Annotated in this window: 16 protein-coding genes; all 16 read left to right on the forward strand. The window is 70.2% G+C overall.

Going from position 1 to position 20569, the window contains the following annotated elements; all coding sequences use genetic code 11:
• The first annotated feature begins 74 nt into the window (after positions 1-74).
• The 16 genes from ACO0LV_RS09815 to ACO0LV_RS09890 all read left to right on the forward strand — a co-directional run bounded on the left by ACO0LV_RS09815 (position 75) and on the right by ACO0LV_RS09890 (position 20568).
• Complete coding sequence (locus ACO0LV_RS09815) at positions 75-941, forward strand: MurR/RpiR family transcriptional regulator (RefSeq protein ID WP_424787709.1); 867 nt, start codon at positions 75-77, stop codon at positions 939-941.
• A 189-nt stretch (positions 942-1130) separates the two neighbouring features.
• Complete coding sequence (locus ACO0LV_RS09820) at positions 1131-2579, forward strand: sodium:solute symporter family protein (RefSeq protein ID WP_424787710.1); 1449 nt, start codon at positions 1131-1133, stop codon at positions 2577-2579.
• Positions 2576-3319 (forward strand): HAD-IA family hydrolase, encoded by a 744-nt coding sequence (locus tag ACO0LV_RS09825; protein WP_424787711.1) that lies wholly within the window; start codon positions 2576-2578, stop codon positions 3317-3319. The genes ACO0LV_RS09820 and ACO0LV_RS09825 overlap by 4 nt, the downstream gene beginning before the upstream one ends.
• Before the next feature lie 198 nt (positions 3320-3517).
• Positions 3518-4837 carry an ABC transporter substrate-binding protein gene (locus ACO0LV_RS09830; protein WP_424787712.1) on the forward strand — a complete coding sequence of 440 codons (1320 nt, stop codon included), beginning with the start codon at positions 3518-3520 and terminating at the stop codon, positions 4835-4837.
• Positions 4838-4847: 10 nt separating this feature from the next.
• Positions 4848-5771, forward strand: a complete 924-nt coding sequence (locus ACO0LV_RS09835) for a carbohydrate ABC transporter permease (protein WP_424787713.1) — start codon at positions 4848-4850, stop codon at positions 5769-5771.
• Positions 5768-6682 (forward strand): carbohydrate ABC transporter permease, encoded by a 915-nt coding sequence (locus ACO0LV_RS09840; RefSeq protein WP_424787714.1) that lies wholly within the window; start codon positions 5768-5770, stop codon positions 6680-6682. The genes ACO0LV_RS09835 and ACO0LV_RS09840 overlap by 4 nt, the downstream gene beginning before the upstream one ends.
• Positions 6683-6783: 101 nt before the next feature.
• Positions 6784-9555 carry a hypothetical protein gene (locus ACO0LV_RS09845; RefSeq protein ID WP_424787715.1) on the forward strand — a complete coding sequence of 924 codons (2772 nt, stop codon included), beginning with the start codon at positions 6784-6786 and terminating at the stop codon, positions 9553-9555.
• A 221-nt stretch (positions 9556-9776) separates the two neighbouring features.
• Positions 9777-10421 (forward strand): hypothetical protein, encoded by a 645-nt coding sequence (locus ACO0LV_RS09850; RefSeq protein ID WP_424787716.1) that lies wholly within the window; start codon positions 9777-9779, stop codon positions 10419-10421.
• Positions 10422-10424: 3 nt separating this feature from the next.
• Complete coding sequence (locus ACO0LV_RS09855; RefSeq protein ID WP_424787717.1) at positions 10425-10733, forward strand: LysM domain-containing protein; 309 nt, start codon at positions 10425-10427, stop codon at positions 10731-10733.
• Between the two features lie 55 nt (positions 10734-10788).
• Positions 10789-11928 (forward strand): hypothetical protein, encoded by a 1140-nt coding sequence (locus tag ACO0LV_RS09860; protein ID WP_424787718.1) that lies wholly within the window; start codon positions 10789-10791, stop codon positions 11926-11928.
• Positions 11925-12422 carry a phage baseplate assembly protein V gene (locus tag ACO0LV_RS09865; RefSeq protein WP_424787719.1) on the forward strand — a complete coding sequence of 166 codons (498 nt, stop codon included), beginning with the start codon at positions 11925-11927 and terminating at the stop codon, positions 12420-12422. The genes ACO0LV_RS09860 and ACO0LV_RS09865 overlap by 4 nt, the downstream gene beginning before the upstream one ends.
• Positions 12423-12740, forward strand: a complete 318-nt coding sequence (locus tag ACO0LV_RS09870) for a hypothetical protein (protein WP_424787720.1) — start codon at positions 12423-12425, stop codon at positions 12738-12740.
• A gap of 49 nt (positions 12741-12789) precedes the next feature.
• A complete protein-coding gene (locus ACO0LV_RS09875) occupies positions 12790-13188 on the forward strand; it encodes a GPW/gp25 family protein (RefSeq protein WP_424787721.1) in 399 nt (132 codons plus the stop codon).
• On the forward strand, positions 13185-15749 hold the full coding sequence (locus ACO0LV_RS09880; protein WP_424787722.1) for a baseplate J/gp47 family protein: 2565 nt from the start codon (positions 13185-13187) through the stop codon (positions 15747-15749). The genes ACO0LV_RS09875 and ACO0LV_RS09880 overlap by 4 nt, the downstream gene beginning before the upstream one ends.
• Positions 15746-18361 (forward strand): putative baseplate assembly protein, encoded by a 2616-nt coding sequence (locus ACO0LV_RS09885; RefSeq protein ID WP_424787723.1) that lies wholly within the window; start codon positions 15746-15748, stop codon positions 18359-18361. Before ACO0LV_RS09880 ends, ACO0LV_RS09885 begins: the two co-directional genes overlap by 4 nt.
• Positions 18358-20568 carry a phage tail protein gene (locus ACO0LV_RS09890; RefSeq protein ID WP_424787724.1) on the forward strand — a complete coding sequence of 737 codons (2211 nt, stop codon included), beginning with the start codon at positions 18358-18360 and terminating at the stop codon, positions 20566-20568. Before ACO0LV_RS09885 ends, ACO0LV_RS09890 begins: the two co-directional genes overlap by 4 nt.
• The last annotated feature ends 1 nt before the right edge of the window (position 20569 follow it).

Genomic DNA, 20569 nt, shown 5'->3' on the forward strand with positions numbered 1-20569 from the left:
GTGTCCACTCTCATCTTCGCAACGAAACCCCGCGAACAGCAACATTTGTTGCAGAACTCGGCATACTGGTCGCCATGGACGAAGATGCGACGTGGCCCGGGTGGGTGCAGGCCCGGGTGGCCGGGCGCCGACCCGGACGCGGCGCGGCGAAGGTGCTCGCCCTGTTGGGCACGCAACAGCGGGAGATGTCCTATGCCAGCACCGCAGCGGCCGCATCGCTGGCCGGGGTGAACGTGGCCACCGTGGTGCGCACCGCCCAACTGCTGGGGTTCTCCGGCTGGCCGGCGCTGCGAGCGGAAGTGCGTTCGCGGTTCCTCTCCGGGCTCTCGGCCGCGCAGGTGCTCTCCGAGCACGACCCCACCTCCGAGGGGCCGGCGCGGGCCACCGTGCTGCGTGAACTGGCCAACCTCCAGGCACTGTCCACCATGATCGATCAGGACCAGATCATCCGGGTGGCCCAGTTGGTGGCCGACGCCCGGGTCACCCTGGTGCTGGGATCGGGAAGTTTCGCCGCCCCGGGACTGCAACTGGCGCACCTGGCCCAGACGATCGGCCACGACGTACGTCTGCACCAGGTGGGCGGGACGGCCCTGGTCAACGCCGCCACGCTGCTGCGCCCGGGCGATGTGCTGGTGGTCTTCCACCTGTGGCGCAGCCCGCGGGAGGTGCTCAACGCCGCGTCGATCGCTGCCGAGACCGGGGCCGCGGTCGTGGTGGTGGCCGACCACGTGCGCCCGGAGTTCGCCGAGCGTGCCACCGAGACGCTCCTGGTGCCCAGTGAAGGTGCGAGCATGTTCCCCTCCCTGGTGGCGGCGATCACCGTGGTGCAGTCGATCGTGGCTGCGCTGGTGGGGCTGGACGCCGAGGGTGCGGCGAGGGCCAGTGATCGGATCGAGGGCCGGTGGGAGGACTTCGACCTGTTCCCGCCGCCGGGGCAGTGACGGCGGCCCTGGCCCTGTGATCCCCACGGATGGTGCGGTGGCCCGGCGCCTCCAGGGGCTGGTGAGCACCCGGTGCTGCGGATCGCGAAGCCCGATCACTGCAACATCTATTGCACTTCTGAGTGAACGGAGGTTTCATGGAGGGGTCGGCGTCCCAGCGACCCTCCCGATCGGCAAAGGTGCTCTTCCATGCAGACCGTCCACATCATCATCCTGATCCTGTACCTGGCGCTGATGGTGGGTGTGGGCGCGTGGTTCTCGCGCAAGAAGGTGATGGCCACCGGCGATGACTACATGTTCGCCGGCCGTTCGCTGCCGCGTCCGGTGATGGTGGGCACGCTGCTGGCCACCTGGGTGGGGTCGGGCACCATCATCGGCGGTGCCTCCTTCGCCTATGAGTACGGACCGCTCGCCTCGATCTTCTTCCTGGCCGGCACCCCGATCGGGATCGTCGTGCTGTACTTCCTGGCCAGGCGGATCCGCCGGTTGAGCACCTACACCGTGCCGGAGATGCTGGAGAAGCGGTACGGGCCCTCGGTCCGGCTGATCGCCGCGCTGATCACGCTGCTGGCCTACATCGGCATCACCGCCTACCAGTTCACCGGCGGCGGGTACATCATCAGCGTGATCACCCCGCTGAGCGCCGCGCAGGGCGCAATCGTCGTAGCGGTGCTGGTGACCTTCCTGGCCTTCGCGGGCGGGTTGAAATCGGTGGCCTGGAGTGACTTCCTGTCCGCGCTGGTGATCGTGATCAGCCTGATGGTCGCGCTGCCGATCATCTTCGGCGGTGAACTGGGCGGCTGGGGCGACTACTGGTCGCAGATGCCGGAGACGCACAACACGTTCTCCGGCGGGCTGAGCGCTCTCCAGTTGCTGGGCTTCTTCCTGCCTTTGTTCCTGCTCATCCTGGCCGACCAAAACATGTACCAGCGGTTCGGGGCCGCGAAGAACGAGAACGAGGCCCGCTCCAGCGCGGCCGGCTTCTTCTTCTCCTCCTTCCTGGTCACCGTGCCGGTGGCCCTGCTCGGGTCGGCCGCGATCGTGCTGTTCCCCGACATCGTCCCGGATACCGCGGTGCTGTCACTGGCCTCCGAGGGAGTGCTGCCGGCCCTGATCGGTGGACTGCTGCTGGCCGGGGCGCTGGCGTTCATCATCACCACCGGCTCCTCGTTCCTGCTCTCCGGCGCCGGCAACGTGGTCTATGACGCGATCCAGCGCCTGTTCGGTAAGGAACTGGATGGCCAACAGCGGCTGCGCACCCACCGCCTGGCGGTGCTGGGCATCGGCATCCTGGCCTACATCCTGGGCCGGTACTTCCCCACGGTGCTGGAGTTGCAGATGTACTCCTACACCGTCTACGGGGTGGCGATCGCACCGCCGGTGCTGGCGATCTTCTTCTGGAAGCGTGCCTCCACCGCCGGAGCGCTGACCTCGATGCTGCTCGGGGTAGTGGTCACGATCGTGTGGGAGCAGATGGGCCAGCCCTATGATGTCAACGCGGTGATCGTGTCGCTGCCGGTGGCGCTGGGGTCGCTGGTGGTGATCAGCCTGCTGGTGCCGAACCGCACCGAACCCGCGATCGGGCCGGAGGATGCCCAGCCGGCACCCCGGCGCGGTGCAACCGAGGGAGAGATGTGAACCTGACCCACTACCGAGCACTGAGTTTCGATGTCTACGGCACGCTGATCGACTGGGAGGCGGGGATCGCCGATGTGCTGACCCCGTGGGCCGCTACCCAGGGACTGGCGCTGAACGAAGAGGAATTGCTGGTCTCCTACGCCGCGAACGAGGCGGCCGTTGCGCGCGAGGAGCCCAGCTGGCGCTACCCAAGGGTGCTGGCCGAGGCGTTCCGGCGCACCGGTGTGGACCTCAAGCGCACCGTCTCCCAGGGGTGGGCCAACCGGCTGGGGAACTCGGTGCCGCAGTGGCCGGCGTTCGAGGACTCCGCGCAGGCGCTCGCGGACCTGGCCCAGCGGTATGAGTTGATCATCCTCTCCAACGTGCACCGGGACGGATTCACCGGCAGCAACGAGCAGTTGCGCGGTGACTTCGCCGCGGTCATCACCGCCGAGGATGTGGGTGCCTACAAGCCGGCCGATCCGCACTTCGAGGCGCTCGAGACCACGCTTGGGGACCTGGGCATCGAGCGCAACCGACTGCTGCACGTGGCGCAGAGCCTGTTCCACGACCACGTGCCCGCCAAGCGGCACGGGCTGGACTCGGTGTGGATCAACCGCCGCCACGATCGACCCGGCTGGGGGGCCACACCCGAACTCGCCGGGGGATGGGACTACCAGGCCGAGTACCCCTCGATGGGTGCGTTCACCGAGGACGTCCAGCGCGCTTTCGCCGACGAACCGGGTGGGGTATCGCCGTGAGTATGGAGTTGACAACTCCGGAAATGAAGGAGGGCGCTGGGATTCTGCAGGTCCTGTCGGACGATGTGCACGACTTCTTTGCCATGTCTCGCGCGCGCTTTTCGGTGCCTCTCCCCCTTTGGCATGCTTCGCGCACCGCTCGTACAATCGAATACACACCCATCTGGTCGATTCGACCACCAATGAAGGAGGGCTCTCGTGGCTTGGAGAAATCGCCTACGAGCGGGAATCGCCGTTGGGAGTGCCGCCATTCTGCTGGCTGCCTGCGCCCCCGGGGAAGTCGAAGGGGACCAGGAAGCCCCGGACGAACCCGTTGAGGTCGATGAGTTCGACCCAGCCGAGCACGCCGGAGAGACGCTGAACTACGTCTACTTCACCGATGGACCCGATGAGCAGGCCACCCGGGACATCATTGCCGACTTCGAGGCCGAGTACGACGTCTCCGTCAACCTCGAGATCCTGCCCTACGCCGACCTGGTCACCTCGGTACAGGCCCGCCTCTCCGGCGGAGACGCCCCCGACGTGGTGCGGCTGACCGGTCTGTCCGACTTCCGCCTGGACCTGTTGGACCTGCGCCCATACCTGGGCGAAGAATATGCCGATGAGTTCCTGGCTGGGCCGATGTCCGGAGCGCTCGGTCCCGATGGTGAAATCCTCGCCGTTCCGTCCGACCTGACCCTCAACGGCCCGTTCATCAACCTGGATATGTTCGATGAGGCCGGCGTGGAGGTCCCGGACGTCGACGATCCGTGGACCTGGGAGGAAATGGTCGATGCCGCCAACGAGGTGCGGGATGCCACCGGCGCTCCATACGCCTTCGCCATGGACAAGTCCGGGCACCGGTTGTCCACCATCCTGAGCCAGTACGGCACCGCACTGGTGGCCGACGGCGAGGCCGTTCTGGATGTGGACGCCGCCGTGGACGCACTGTCGCCCCTGGTGGACATGATGGACGAGGACGTCATGTCCCGGGACTTCTGGCTCGGTGCCGGTTCGCGGTACGAGGGTGCGAATGAAATGTTCCTCGCCCAGGACGTGCCGGTGTACCTATCCGGCAACTGGCAGGTGGGTCAGTTCGCCGCCAACGCCGACTTCGAGTGGGCCGCCGCCCCCAACCCGTGCGCCGTGGAGTGCGGAGGATTCCCGGGCGGAAAGTACATGGCCGCCTTCGATGCGAGCGATAACCCGGCCCTGGCTGCGGAATTCATCCGGTACGTCAACTCCGCCGAGAATCAGGAACCGTTCGTGGCAGCCGGCGGCTTCCTGCCCACCCGGGCCGACCTGGCTGACGACGGTGTGGACTTTCCTGACCGTCAGGAGGACATGGACATCTTCCTCGCCGACCTGGTGCGCACCCCGGATATCGGGTACGCCGCAAACGGGGATCCCGCCTTCGGTGGCTCGGCCGATGAACTGATCAGCGAACTGGACCAGGTCGTCGCCGGCAACAAGGATCTCCCCGATGCCATGGCTGACCTTCGGGAGAGTGTCGAGTCGCTGATCGACGAACTGCACTAACGGCGCACCCGTGACGGCCGCGACCGCGCAGCGACCAGAGCAGGCGCAACCCCGACGGCGAAAAGTCCCGTGGGGCCTGCGTCTGGCCCCGTACCTGTTCCTTCTCCCGAACATGGCGATCTTCGGGCTGTTCACCATCTGGCCGGCGATCAACGGATTCAACATCTCGTTGTACTCCTCCTCCGACGGCCGCAGGTTCCGGTGGGAGGGGCTGGGCAACTATGAGCGCATCCTCACCGATTCGGAGTTCTGGGGCGTAGTCGTCAACACCGGCCTGTTCGCCGCCGGCTATCTGCTGCTGTCGGTGGTGCTCGGGGTGATGCTCGCGGTGCTGGTGAACCAGCAGGTACGCGGCCGGGCGTTCTTCCGCTCGGCGTTCTTCGTGCCGGTGCTCATCTCCCCGGTGGTGGCCGGGTTGGTATGGAACTGGATGCTGGAACGACGCGGGGGCCTGGTCAACTCCATCCTTGGCGTATTCGGAGTCAACGAGGTGGCCTGGGTGATCGACCAGCGGCTGGCACTGCTATCGGTGATCGGGGTCGGGGTGTGGCTGCAACTGGGCTTCTACATGCTCATCCTGCTCGCCGGCCTACAAGGCATCGACCCGAATGTCTATGAGGCTTCCCAGATTGACGGAGCGACTACCTGGCGCCAGTTCTGGTCAATGACGCTGCCTTTGCTGCAACCGAGCGTGATGGTCGTGGTGATCCTGTCCACCATCCACGGCTTCCAAGCCTTCGACTTCATCTTCACCCTCACCGGTGGGGGACCGGTGGGCGCCACCACCCTGATCGTGCAGTACATCTACGAGAACGGCTTCGTCTCCCCGATCCGGTACGGAATGGCCACCGCCGGCAGCGTCCTGTTGTTCTTCGCGGTGTTCACCCTGACGGTCATCAACTGGATCATCGGCCGCAGGAGGGAGGCAGTATGAGCGCGCCGACACAGCCGGCGGATCAAGCGGACGACGACTGGACCACGATGGGACCGCGGCGATCCCCGCGCACCTGGGCTACGACGAAGAGTCGCAGGGTCACCTCGACCGATGCCCTGCGCGTGGTGATCCTCATGACGTTCGTGCTGCTGGCACTGATCCCCGTGATCTGGACGGTGCTCGGGTCCTTCAAGACCCCGAGCGAACTTGCCCAGCGTCCGATCACCATCCTTCCGGAGAACTGGGGGCTAGCGAACTACGTGGATGCCCTGGGCCGGTTCAACTTCACGGTCTATCTCCGCAACAGCGTGATCGTGACGGTCGGCGCCACCGCGCTGACCCTGGCGATCAACGCGATGGCCGCATATGCGTTGGCCAAGTACAACTTCCGTGGCCGCACCGCGCTGTTCCTGCTCACGCTGGCTACCATCATGATCCCGTTGCAGGTCATCCTCATCCCGGTGTACCAGGTGGTGGCCTCCCTGGGGATGGTGAACACGTTGTGGGGTCTGATCATCCCGGCCGCCGCCACCCCCACCGGGGTGTTCATCCTGCGCCAGTACATGCTGGGGATTCCCGATGAACTCATCGAGGCCGCCCGGGTTGATGGATCCGGGGAGTTCCGCACGTTCCTGCGCATCGTCCTGCCGCTGTGCCGCCCGGCGCTGGCGGTGGTGGCGATCCTGTCGGTAATGTGGCGTTGGAACGACTTTCTGTGGCCCCTGGTAGTGGCCCAGAGCGAGAGCGTGTACACCCTGCCGGTGGCTCTGGCCCGGTTCAACGCCGAGGAGACCGTCCCGTTCAACCTCATCCTGGCGATGAGCGTGGTCACGATCCTGCCGGTGATCATCCTGTTCCTGTTCTTCCAACGGCAGATCACCACCGGCATCGCCAACACTGGCATCAAGTAGCCTGCGCCGAGTCCGGCATCTTGCTGCCACGTTCGGCACCTGTCGTCGTCGAACGCCACAGCGACGTGCCGCCCTTAGCGGCAGATGGGAAGGAACCAACGATGGAGGACCTGTTGGCGCCCTCGGGGCGCACGGTGCACACCACGGAAGCCGACGGCACGGTGCGTGACTGGCTCGTCAGCCCGGTGCACGGCACACCGGCCGACGATCTCGAGGCTTTCCTGCGTGCCGACGGCGATCCGTGGGACGGGCGCTGGGTTCTCACCAACGGACCGGATGTAGCCGAACTCAAAGAGCGTCTTGCGGCAGCCCACCCGATCGATGGCTCCCAGGACCTGCCCGAGCCCGTGGAGGGCGGTCCGCTGGTCTGGACGGCAGGTGCCGCCCAGCGTGAGGACGAGTGGCGCCGCGTCCGCACCGGCACCGACGGCCTGGTGGATTGGTCCCAGTTCTGCTTCACCCCCGAATACCGGTACGCCCTGGCCGCCACGGTGCTGGAAGTGGACCAGGCCGAGTGGCGCACCCTCGAGGTGTCCAGCACCGGACCCTTCGTGCTCTGGCTGGACGGCGTGGAGGTGCTGCGCGGGACCCGGGTCTCCTACATGGAACCGGAAACCCAGCGCATCCGGTTGCGCCTGCCGTCCCGAACGACATCGGTGCACCTGGCCACCTGGCAGGTCGCTTTCCGCGAGTGCCGCCACGTCGCACGCCTGCGCGTCGCAGGTCTCCCGGTGCGGGTGGCCATACCCTCCCCCGGGGCCGATGAGACCGCCGCCCGGATCGCCGAGACCGTCCTGGAGCACGTGGCCTCACCCAGTTGGGCCCAGCACTCGGACGTGGCCACGTTGACCGCGCCCCCCGGTGTGGGCCTGCAGGTGCGGGTTGCTGGGCAGCGGTGGCAGCGGGTGCGAGCCGACGACGACGGCACGGTCCCGGTTCCGCTGTCCGGTGCCGGGAGTGCCCCGAGCCCAGGTGAGCATCCGGTGGATCCGAGCGACGCGGACCAGCCCCACGACCTGGCCGGCCCGAGCAGGTCAGCCGAGGGCTCCGAGGGCACCGGGGCCTCCCTCTTGACCACCGGTGAGCAGGTCATCGAGGCGAAGGTCGACGACGAGCGCTGCCCGCAGGTGCGTTCCTTCCCCGTCGCGTTGCTTCCGGCGGACCTTCGCACCCGACCCCATGGGGACCCGGCGGACTGGCAACGCGAACTCTTGGCCCACGCCGCCCACCCCACCGCCGGCAAACAGGGCAGGGGAGTGGTCGGAGTGCTGGCCCGTCATGCCCTGGATCCGGCTATCACCGTGCAGCGCCGCGACCTGGCAGCAGCTCTGGAGTTGATCACCAGTCGCGGGGACTGCGCCGACTTCGAGATCCTCGCACTGCTGCATGTCTGGCACCGAATCCCCGCCGCGCAATGGGAACCGGGCCTGCGGGAGACGGTAGCCCAGGCGCTCGTCGGGATGAAGTACTGGATCACCCAGCCCGGCCTGGACGCGATGTGCTACTTCACGGAGAACCACCAGTTGGTCTGGCACGCAGCCGAGCACCTGGCCGGGCAGACATTCGCCGACAGTACCTTCGCCGTCGAGCAGCGCACCGGATCCGCGCACTCCCGGGTCGGACGGGACCGCGCCGCCGGTTGGCTCGTCCGGAAACTGCGCGGAGGTTACTCGGAGTTCGACTCCAATGCCTATCTGGCCATCGATACCCTGGCCCTGGCCACCCTGGTGGAGTTCAGCCAAGACGAGGCTTTGGTTACTGCGGCTCGTACGCTGCTGGACAAGACCCTGCTGACCCTGGCCACGAACTCCTGGCGCGGCATCCACGGCACCGCGCACGGGCGCGCCTACGTGCACAGCCTGCGCAGTGCCAGGTTCGAGAACACCTCGCCGATCCTTCGGCTGATCGCCGGCGTAGGCACACTGAACGAGGAACTGCTCCCGGCCACGGTGCTCGCACTGGCCAACAAGTACCGCATCCCCCAGGTGTTGCGGGAGTTGGCCGGCAGCGAGCCGGAGCAGTGGTGGGCACGGCAGGTCTACCGCGGTGATCTGGCGTTCGAACGTGACCTGCTGGAGCGCCCCTACCGCTCGGATCTGCGGATCTGGCGCACCCCTGATGTCATGCTCGCCAGCGTGCAGGACTATCGCTCGGGTCTGCCCGGGCTGCAGGAGCACGTCTGGGGCGCCACTCTGGGACCCGAGACGCAGGTGTTCATCACTCACCCGGCCAACTCCGACACCGGCAACTCCGCCCGCCCGAACGCCTGGGCGGGTCACCGAGTGCTACCTCGGGTCCACCAGCACCGTGGCGCCCTGGTGCACCTGCAGCGGTTCACCCCCACCGACCCGATCGCCGCCACCCACCTGTGGTTGCCGGTGGCGCACGTCGACGAGTGGGTGCAGAAGGGTGACTGGATCGCCGCCCGGCGCGGCTCCGGCTACGTGGCGCTCGCCACTCCCGCCGGTGTGCGCCCGGTGCGCTCGGGGGAGACCGCCTGGCAGGAGTGGGAGCCGGTGCACGGTGGTGCCGCCTGGATAGCGGTGGTCGGCCGCACTGCAGTGGATGGACCGTTCGAGGAGTGGGTGCAAGACCTGGAGCGGGGCGCACTAGCCTGGCATCCGCGTGGCCCGCAGGACCCGGGCGTGGTTCTCGTCCCGCCCGGTGGCCCACGCCTGGAATGCACCTTCGACACCTCGTTCCTCATCGACGGCCGGCCCGCGGACGTATGCCCTGAGGGATACCCGGCGGTCGAGCCGCACCTGGACAATCCCGCGGTACATCTGCCTTTCGGCGCCGAGACAGCCGAGGTTTCCTGGGCCGGGGCCACGATGCGCCTGGACATCGGCGCAGCCCTTCGTGCCGTGGAATAGACAGGTCGGTCGCGCGCTGCTGGTTCATGTCAGCGGGTCGCGGCACGTGGATCTGTGGGACGCCCTTGCGGCCCTGACCGTGTCCCGTCCGGTGATCCTCGCCCGAACCGTTGGTGGACCTGCTCGCAGCCCCGGCGGCGGGCTGAGGATTCCCGATCCGGATGATGACCACGTGATGTCGGTGTGACAGGGCGGTGACGAGGTCGGGGTGGGGTGGGGGCATGGGAACCCTGACGAGCGCGCCGCGAACACTGCGGGGTGCGATCGTGGCCGTGGACCCCGTCAGCCCGATCTCCCGAACCGTCATCTTCCAGTACAACCCAGATGAGTTCTCCCGCACCCTGGAGCCCGCGGGCAGGGAGTCGGCCTCCGAGGGTTCCGGCAGAACCTGGGGTGCGCCGAAGGAGTCTCTGTCCCTGACCGTCGAACTCGACGCCACCGACCAACTGGAGGCCGCCGATCCCGCAGCGGCGGCGATAGGGATCGCCCCGCAACTGGCCACGCTGGAGATGCTCCTGCACCCCAGCAGCGCACGTGTCATCACCAACAGCGCGCTGCTGCTGGCCGGTACCATCGAACTCCTTCCGATCGAGTTGCCGCTCACCGTGCTGGCCTGGGGACCTGGGCGGGTCCTGCCGGTCAAGATCACGACCCTCGCCGTCACCGAGCAGGCCTTCACGCCGGGCCTGTCGCCCATCCGGGCGAGCGTGGAGATCAGCGCGGACGTGCTCACCTACGACGACGTGTCCCCCACACACGTGGCCTTCGGCCTCTCGCTGGCGCACCTCGTTGCCAAGGAGGTGATGGCTTCCGCGGCTGCCGTGGCCGGTGCGGGCCGCACCGCGGCCGAGATGGTCGGTGGCTGAACCGTGAACGCGGGCCGGTACGAGAATGCCGAACAGGGCGAGGTCGAGATCACCGAAACGCACGGTGGCCGCCGTACCGTGCGCTACCTGCGACGACGGCGACTACCCGACCCGCGGGACGTGCAGCCGCTCGCGCTGCACCGCGTCAGTGCCGCGGACCGACTCGACCTCATCGCGGCCCGGTACCTGGGCGACCCGCTCGCCGCGTGGCAGGTGGCGGATGCGAACCTCGCCCTCGACCCCGACGAACTCACCGCCGAAGGCACCGAGGGAGACGTTCTGGTCATCCCGTTCCCGCGGGCCGCACCATGAACATCCGCCGGGGCCGCCCCGGTGCGCCCGGTGCGTGCACACAACAGGGCGTGCGATGAGTCTGACCAGCGGCCTGCGCCTGACGATCCTCGCCGGTCACACGCTCCCGGTGCCACTGCCGTTCCCGCTGGCCGATCGCGTCCGCTCCGTCACCGTCACCGAGAGCGACGAGGAGCGTTCGGCGTTCTCCATCGTGTTCGACGCAGCCGGCCCGGCGGTGCTGACGCCCTTCAACCGTGCCTCACCGCTGGCGGCGTTCTCCCGTGCCGTCCTGGTGCTCACCGTCGGCGCCGTACCGCACGTGCTCTTCGACGGGATCGTCACCGAGGGCCGCCTCGAACCGGGCACCGGCGGGAGGAAGTCCACCTGGGTCATCACCGGCGAGGACCTCGGCAACCTCCTGGACCGCGAGGAGCGGGACGTCGAGCACGCGGGCCTCGACGACTACCCGGCGGTGCTGACCATCCTCGCGCCCTACGCGGGCCAGGGACTGCTGCCCCAGGTGATCCCGCCACCGTCGTTGGATCCGCCGCTGCCGATCGACCGGATCCCGACCCAGCACGGCACCGACCTCGCGCACCTGAGCGCGCTCGCCGGTCGGCACGGCTACGTCGCTTACGCCACCCCCGGCCCGGTCCCGGGAACCAGTCTCTTCTACTGGGGACCGCCGGTGCGCCTCGGCGCGCCGCAGCCGGCGCTCGCTGTCGACCTCGGGCACGACTCGAACGTCAAGCAGATCTCATTCCGCACCGAGGCCAGCGCCCCGACCACGGTCAGCGGCAACGTCATGGACCGGCGTACCGGCGTCCAGACACCGGTGCACGCACCCGTCTCGTTGCGCCCGCCGCTCGCCGCGGTGCCGTTCACGGCGACGAACGTGCAGCAGATCCGCACCCGGCGGCTCCGGGACGGCAGCAGCAACCCGGTCACCGCCCAGGCCCGTGCGCAGGGCCAGGTCGAGGTCGCCGCGGACAACGTCAGTGCCGAGGGGAGCGCCGATGGTGTCCGGTACGGGTCGGTGTTGCGTGCCCGGGGGCTGGTAGGGCTGCGCGGGGCGGGGTGGGACCACGACGGCCTGTGGTATGCCAAGCGCGTTGAGCACACCCTCACGATGGGCGCCTACACCGTCGGTTTCACCCTGACCCGGGAAGGCCACGGATCGGTCAGCCCGGTACTGCCGAGGGCGGCCTCATGAGTCGGCAGTTCTACGGCACCTATCGCGGGAAGGTCGAGGCGAACCTCGACCCGCTCACGCTCGGGCGGGTCCAGGTCAGCGTGCCTGCCGTGCTCGGCGATGGCCGCCTCGCGTGGGCTGAGCCCTGCGTGCCGTACGCGGGCGATCAGGTCGGTACCTTCGCGGTGCCGCCGGTGGGAGCAGCGTGCTGGGTGCAGTTCGAGGACGGCGATCCCGACTACCCGATACTCGCCGGGTGCCGCTGGGGGGCCGGTGAATCGCCGGCCCCGGGGCTTCCACAGATCCTCATGTTCGCCGCCGACGGCATCACGGTCACCGTCAACACCATGCCGGGCGCCGGCGGGATCACCGTGGAGGTCGGCGCGCCGGCCGTCGCGGTCCCGGTCAAACTCGCCCTGAACGCACAAGGCATCGAACTGTCCTCCGGCGCGGCCTCGATCACACTCGACGCCGCCAAAGTCTCCCTGAACAACGGCGCATTGGACGTGATCTGAATGCCGGGGAACCTGGTCCACGTCGGCGCGATGGTCCAATGTGCCCACCTGGGCCAGGTCACGCCGACGGTGCCCAATCCGCGGGTGCTGGTCGGCCAGCAGCCCACCATACAGATGTCGGCGCCGTGGACAGTCGCGGGCTGCCCGTTCCCACCCAACTCCGGTGGTCCGTGCGTGACCGCGATGTGGACCGTGGCGGCCACCCGCGTCACCTCCCAGGGGCAGCCGCTCGTCATCGCCACCGGGATGGCCACCTGCGCCCCCACCGGTGTCCCGGTCACCGTGACCGTGGTCCAGCCACGGGTGAGTGCGACATGAACGCCGCGAGGTGGTCAGGATGCAGACGCTCAGGATGCGTGAGGCAGCGATGAGAGGCCCACCTCCGGACCATGTCGCCTTCCCGTTGCGGGTCACCCGGCAGCGGCGCACCGCCCTGGCCGACGACGACGCCTACCTGCGGGGGCTCGTCGAGGTCGTGATCTTCACCCGGCCGGGTGAACGGGTGAACCGGCCCGATTTCGGCAGCGGCGTCGACAACCTGGTGTTCGCACCCGGGGGCGGGGAACTCGCGGAGTCGACGAAGGCCCTCGTGCACGGTGCCCTGCAGAGAGCACTCGGCGACCTGGTCCGGGTGGAGGACGTCGCGGTGGAGGCCGACGAGGCCACCCTCCGGGTGACCATTCTCTACCTGCCCCTCAGCGGCAACGCACCGGGCCCCGAGCGGCGCAGTATGACCGTCACGGCGGGGGCGGGGGCCTCGCCGTGACGCCCCCGGCGGCGGACTCCGGCCGGGGCCCCGACCTCGACTCCCGCCGGGCGCTGGTCCGCGCCGCGACGCCACCGCGCAACGGCATCGACATCGTCGAGGTCCTCTCCAACCACCGTGGGACCGCGGGGCACGTCCCCCTGGCGCCCCAGCAGCGGACCCTGCTGGTCCACCTCCTGCACGGCCCCGTCCCGGCAGATCTGGGAACCGACCGGATCCGCGTTCTCGGCGGCGTGCGGGCCGACCCGCGCCTCAACCCGGTCCGGGTGACGTGGGCCTACCCCGCCCTCGACGTCGCCGGCGGTCCCGGCACGTCACCGGTGACCGGACTGAAAGGGGTCTCGGCGGCGGATCGGACGCTCGTCTCACAGGCCCTGGGAGCAGAACGGCGCGACGGGGTGCTGGTGGTGCGCACCTCATCGTCCGGGGACTGGTCCACCTATGTGCTGGCGCTGCTGGGTCCCGGTGGCCACGGGTACCCCCCAGGGTTCGACGAACTGCTGTCCCGGGAGCCGTTCACTTTTACCGTCGACTGCCCCGATCCGCTCGACTGCGGCTGCCGGTCCGAGTGCCCGCCGCCGCCGGGCACCACCCCGCAGCTGGACTACCTCGCGCGGGACTACCCGGCCCTGCGCACCCGGCTGCTCGACCGGTTCGCCGAGTTGGTGCCGAACTGGCGCGACACGAGCGCAGCCGATCCCGCCGTCACGCTCCTGGAACTGTTCGCCTACCTGGGCGACCGGCTGACCCTCTGGCAGGACGCCGTTGCGGGGGAGGCGTATCTGCCGACGGCACGGCGACGCCCGTCGGTGCGCCGGCACGCGCGGCTGCTGGACTACCGCGTACACGAGGGCTGTGCAGCCCGTACCTGGCTGACGTTCCAGGCACCCATGGGCGAAGCGATCACACTCGCCGCGCGCACGCCCGTGGCCGCCCTGCCCACCCTGCCCACCGGGATCGGGGAGGTGAGCGCGGTCGATGCCCTGCACGCGGGCGGCACCGTCTTCGAGACCATGCACGCCGCCCACCTCACCCCGGCACGCAACGCCCTCGCCCTGCACTCCTGGGGCGACGTCGAGGCGTGCCTGCCCGCGGGGACGACCACGGCGTTCCTGGCGCACCCGGCTGGGGCCGACCCCGGGCTGGCCGCCGGTGACGTCCTGGTGCTCACACCGGTGGACGAGGACGAGACGACGGTGACGGGGGAGCAGGCACGGCGGCAGGCGGTGCGGCTGGTCACCGATCCGTTGGTCCGCGAGGACCCGTACGCCACCGCCGCAGACGGCGGGCCGGCCGAGGTGCTGGAGATCCGGTGGGGCTCGGCCGACGCGCTGCGTTACCCGCTGCCGATCAGCCGGCGCCGCAGCGACGGCACGGCCGGTGTGGCCGCACGGGCGCTCGCCAACGTGGTGCTCGCCGAGCATGCCGCCACCCTGCCGTCCACGGCCCTCGATCCGGCGCAGGTGCCGCAGGGCCGGCGGTACGAACCGCACCTGGATGCCACCGGAGTCGCGTGGACGGACGAGCAGGTCGATCCGGCGAGCGCCGCCTCGGCGTTGCGGGTGGATCCGCGCCGCGCCCGCGCCCAGATCCTCCTCGACGACGGCGCCAGAACCTGGCGCGCGGCAAGCGACCTGCTGTCCTCTTCGCGCCTGGACGCAGCCTTCGTCGCCGAGCCGGAGGAGTCCCGGCAGGTGCAGTTGCGGTTCGGGGACGGGATCAGCGGCCGGAGCCCGGCCGCGGGAGACACCTTCGTCGCGTACGTGCGCGTGGGCGGGGGAGCGGCGGGCAACGTGGGCCCCGACGTGCTGACCTCGATCCTGTCCACAGCCACGACCCCGGCCCCCGGCGGGGTGCAGGTGAGCAACCCGCTGCCGGCCGCCGGCGGACAGGAACCCGAACCGCTGCAGGCCGTGGCCGAACTCGCGCCGTACGCCTTCCGCTCGCAACTGCGCGCCGTCACCTCCGCCGACCACGCCGCCGCCGCGAACCGGGTGAGCGGTGTGCAGGACGCCATCGCCCGCCGCCGCTGGGCGGGATCCTGGTACTCCCACGAGGTGACGTTGGACGTCACCGGTGCCCATGCCGGCGACGACACCGTGACCCGGGAGGTCCACGCGCTACTGGAGGCGCGTCGCATGACCGGCGTGGACGTCGCCCTCACCCCGCCGGTCTTCGTCCCGCTGGAGATCGTGGTCGGGGTCTGCGTGGCCGACGGTCATCTGCGTGCGGACGTGCGCGCCGCGCTGCTGCGCGTGATGTCCGCCCGGACCCTGACCGGCAGTCGCGGGTTCTTCCACCCGGACAACTTCACCTTCGGGCAGTCCCTGTTCGTCTCCGACCTGGTCGCCGCGATCATGACCGTGCCGGGAGTGACCTGGGTGGACGTCGAGGACTCCGAGCACACCGGCCTGCGGTTCCGGCGGATGGGCCGGCCGGGCGCCCAGGACGTCCAGCGGGGGCGGATCCAGGCGCAGCCGCGGGAGATGCTGCGGGCGGAAAGCGACCCCAGCCTGCCCGAGAACGGCCGATTCGATGTGGTGCTACGAGGTGGGACATGACCTGCCATGACCGGGGCTGCGACTGCGACCCGCTGCTCGCCCCCGAGCCCACCGTCCGGAACGCCCCGGCCCAGGACACGCTCGTCTGGCGGGCCGCACCGCACTCCCACGCCATGGCCCGGTTGCTCGCCACACTCGGCGGCCCCGCGATGGCGCCCCCGGTGCGGGCCCTGGCCGGCAACGGGACCGACGATCCGGCTGTCGCTCTGCTGGACGCCTTCGCCGTGGTCGCCGACACCGTTTCCTTCTATACCGAGCGCATCGCCCAGGAGGGATACCTGCGCACCGCCACCGAACGAGAGTCGGTACAGATGCTCGCCCGGACGATCGGCTACGAACTGCGGCCGGGCGTCGCCGCAGCAACGGAACTGGCCTTCGGCCTCGAGGAAGCCCCGGGCGCGCCCATTGCCACCATCGTGGCCGCCGGCACACCGGTGCAGTCGATCCCGGTCCAGGACCAACTGCCCCAGGTCTTCGAGACGAGCGCGGACCTGGAGGCGGACGTGGCGTGGAACGCGATCCCGGGTGCGACCAGCGAGCCGGCGACCACGCTGTTCGGTGACCGGGACCTGTGGCTGGCCGGGACCTCGCTGGGACTGCAGCCGGGTGACGTCGTGCTCATTCTCGGGGAGGAACGGCGCCGGTTCGGGCGCACCCCGGACCACTCCCGCACCGCCGCGCTGCAACGCGGCGACGACGAACGCTGGGAGTTCCGGATGATCATCGAGGTGCACGAGCCGCCGGACGCCCCGGCGGGCTGGACCCGGGTTGTCCTGCAGCGGCGAGTCGGATGGAGGTCCGGCACCCCGCTGACGCCCAAGGAGGACGTGACGGTGCACACCTTCGGGCGGCGGGCGGCGCTGTTCGGGGCGCAGGCACCGGATCCGGCGCTGCTGGTCCGCGACGGCACCGCACCGCCCGGCGTCACGCAGCAGAACGGGACCTGGGAGTGGGACGGCATCGATGATCCCCGCGCACCCGGCAAGGACGGCGCCGCTGTCCCGGACGTCATCGAGGTCGACGGCGACCAGGCGCGCATCGTGCCCGGCTCGTGGATCGTGCTGGAGCGGTCGGACTACACCGAGCTCTACGGGGTGGAACGTGCCGCGCCGGCCGGGACCACCCGGTTCGGGACGAGCGGCAGGGTGACCCAGGTCCGGGTGGACATGAGGGAGAACCTGGAGACCTTCGGGCGGCGCCGGAGCGTGGTGCACTGTGAGCCGCGGGACCTTCCGGGAGGCCTGCGCCCGGTGCTGCATCCCGTGCCCGAGGAGGCCACCCCGAGGCTGCTTCGGCTCGAGGCCACCGACCCGCCCCTGCCGGTGGGCCGGCGCGTCATGGTGACCGGGTTCGCACCGGGCACCATGCCGCAGGACCCGATCGCGGCCCGGGCGGTGCTCCCGCCGCTGGCCGAGACGACGGTCGTGGCGGCCTGCGAGGTGCACGACCGGTGGATGGACGTCTGGTTCACCGACGAACTCACCCACCGCTATGACCCTGCCTCGGTCCGGGTGCGCGGGAACGTCGCCGCGGCGACGCACGGGGAGACGATCCGGGACGCGGTCCTCGGTAGTGGTGACGCCCGGGTGCAGTTCCAGCGGATGAGCCCGCGCCGCGGGCCCCTGACACACCTACGTGCCCCGACCCCGTCCGGGACGAAGAGCACCCTACAGATCTCGATCGATGACGTGACCTGGCAAGAGGTCGAGACGCTCGACCTGACCGGCCCCACCGAGCGCGTGTACACCGCCCGCGGACAACCGGACGGCACCGTGACGGTGACGATGGGCGACGGTGCACACGGTGCACGGGTACCCACGGGTTCGGAGAACGTCCGCGCCACCTTCCGCGTCGGCGTCGGATCCCCCGGTGCGCTGAACGCCGGGCAGTTGAGCGTGCTGCCGAAGCGCCCGTACGGCATCCGGGACGTGATCAATCCCGCGCACACCCACTCCTGGGCCGACCCCGAAGGGCTCGGCGAGGCGCGCACCAGGGCACCCCTGCACACCCGGACGTTGGAGCGTGCGGTGTCCGTGACAGACCACCAGGACCTCGCCGCATCCTTCGCCGGTATCGGCCTCGCCCGCGCCGACGCGGTGTGGGACGGACGGCGAAACGTCGTCGTGGTCAGCGTCCTCGATGCGGGGGGCCAGAAGGCGGGCGAAGGTCTGATCGGTGACCTGACGGCCTCGCTGCTCGCGGCCCGGGAGGTCGGCAGCGGATTCATGGTCCTGCCCGGGGACGTGGTGCGATTCGGCGTCCGGGTGGACATCGCCGTCGAGCACGCGCACGTGCGCACCGACGTCGAGGCCGCCGTGCGGGCGGCCCTGGCGTCGGCCTTCGCGGTGCCCGCGGTGCCCTTCGCCGTACCGGTGACGGCTTCCCGGGTGCTGGTGACGATCCGTTCCGTGCCCGGTGTCCGGGCGTGCACCCTGCCGCTGCTCTCCCGCGTGACCAGTCCGATCGGGGCACCGGCCGAACAGTCGGCGGGAGTCGACGTGCTCGGGGCACTGCCGGCGCGCTGGGACAAGGGCCCACCGGCGCAGATCGTGCCCGCGCAGGTGGCCGGACTGGAACCCGGCGCCGTGCACCTGGGGGTGATGAGGCTGTGAGCACCGGTGAGACAGTCACCCGGCTGCGCGATCTGCTGCCGGTCCACCACCTCGCCCAGGAGCCGGACCTGGATGAGGGCCCACCGGGCCCGCTGACCGCCCTGCTCACAGCCGTAGCAGGCGAGTTGGACGTGCTCGAGGAGGACGTCCGCCGGCTCGGGGACGGCTGGTTCATCGAGACCTGCGAGGAATGGCTCGTGCCCTACCTCGCGGACCTGATCGGGCTCGGCGACGTGCCACCCGACCTCGGGACGGCGATGAGCCGGAGGGCGCTCGTGGCCAACACGGTCGCCTACCGGCGGCGGAAAGGGACGCTGGGGGTGTTGGGACAGGTGACCCGGGACGTCACCGGCTGGCCTACCCGCGCCGTCGAGCACCACCCGCTCCTGGTCGCGGCAACGCACCTGAACCACGTACGCCTGGGCCGTGCCGCGGTGGCGGCGCTTCGTCCGGCGGTCGTTCTGGAGCGGGGCGCCGTCCGTAGCCCGCCCGCCGCCACGCAGGCGCTGGACCCGCTGATGCACACCGCCGAGGTCCGAAGGACGGCGCGCAGGCGTGGCCGGTACGGGATCCGGAGTATCGCCGTGTATCCCTTCCCGGTGCACGCGCAGTTGATCGGTGCCGCTGGAGTGGGCAGCACGTCGGAGGCCGAGACCCCGCGCGGACCGGCGGGCGGGTGGTCGCGGACCCGGGCGAGCGGCGGATGGCACCACCTCGACCCCCTCGGCCGGCCGACACCGCTGTTCGCCCCGCCTCGCCCGCAGCCGGCTCTCGCCGCACACGCACAGGAGGAGGACCTGCCGGTGCCGCTGCGTCCCCGGAGGCTCCTGGAACTGCTGCGCACCGCCCGCGCCGGCGATCTGGACCCCGCCGCCCTGCCGGTCGGGGTGCGGATCGGACCGACCGGCACCGACCTGGGGCCGGAGCGGCTGCGGGTCTGCCACCTGGAGGACCTCGCGCCCGGCGACGACCCGCAGGTGCTGATCGACGCCGTCGCCGGCCGGCTGCGCGCCTACCGCAACGGCGCGCACTACGTCCCGAGCACAGTCTTCGTCCGGTACACCTACGGCGCTGCCGCGGACATCGGTGCCGGGCCCTACGGGCGCACCGCGCGGCACACGGATCTGCTCGGTTCGGACACCTGGACACCACCGGTCAGCACCGGTGCTGGCGCGCCGCGGGACGTCCAGGTCTCGGTGGACTCCGGCGCCGACCCGGCCATGCCGCTGACCGTGGCCGACGTCGCCTCCGGCCTCACGTCGATCGAGGCGGCGTGGTCGGACCCGGCAGGCACTGCGGTCGGTGCCACGGCGACGGTCTCGATCGCCGACAGTGCCCGGTACCCCGCGAACCTGGCGGTCGAGGTACCACCCGGAACCCGGCTCGTCCTCGTCGCGGCGCGCTGGCGCGAGCGGGTGCTGCCGAACGGGAACGTCGAGGCACCGGCGCCGGGCCGGTACACCCCGGACGGGCTGCGCCCACACCTACGCGGCACGGTGCAGGTCACCGGCGGTCCAGGGTCGAGCCTGGTGCTGGACGGACTGTTGCTCGAGGGGGACCTGGTCATCGAACCCGGAGACCTGGGCTCGCTCACCATCGCGCACACCACCCTGACCGGATCGGTGCAGGTGCGCTCCGAACCCGAGGCCGCGAACGCGACCCTGCAGGTCCGACTCGAACGGGCCGCGGTCGGCGCGGTGGCGGCGGGCCCATCGGTGCCGCTGCTGCGCGCGGTGGACTGTGTGCTGGACCCGCAGGGCCTGCCCGCCGGCACCGCGGCCCTCGATCTGCCGGGGGCGCACGCCGACCTGGAAGGCACCACGATCCGCGGACAGGTCCGCAGCAGGTCCCTGGAGGCCTCGAACTGCCTGCTGGACGGCCGGGTCGAGGTGGCCCGCCGGCAGATCGGCTGCGTGCGGTTCAGTTACGTCGGTCCGGAGTCGCACACGCCGCGCCGGTACCGGTGCGTCCCGGCCGACGGTTCCGACGGCACGCCGCAGCCGGTGTACGTCTCCACCGACCCGGCCTCACCGGCCTACCTCGTCCTCTCGGCGTCCTGCGCGCCGGCGATCCGTGAGGGCGGCGAGCGTGAGTCCGAGATGGGCGCGCACCACCATCAGTACCGCCCGTTGCGCCGGCGCGCAGCGGAACGCCAGATCGGCCCGTACCTACCGGTCGGGTCGGAGATCGGGATCTTCGGGAGCTGAT

Origin of the sequence: Pseudactinotalea sp. Z1739, from assembly GCF_049725055.1 — a bacterium.
Taxonomy (GTDB): domain Bacteria; phylum Actinomycetota; class Actinomycetes; order Actinomycetales; family Beutenbergiaceae; genus CALKWS01.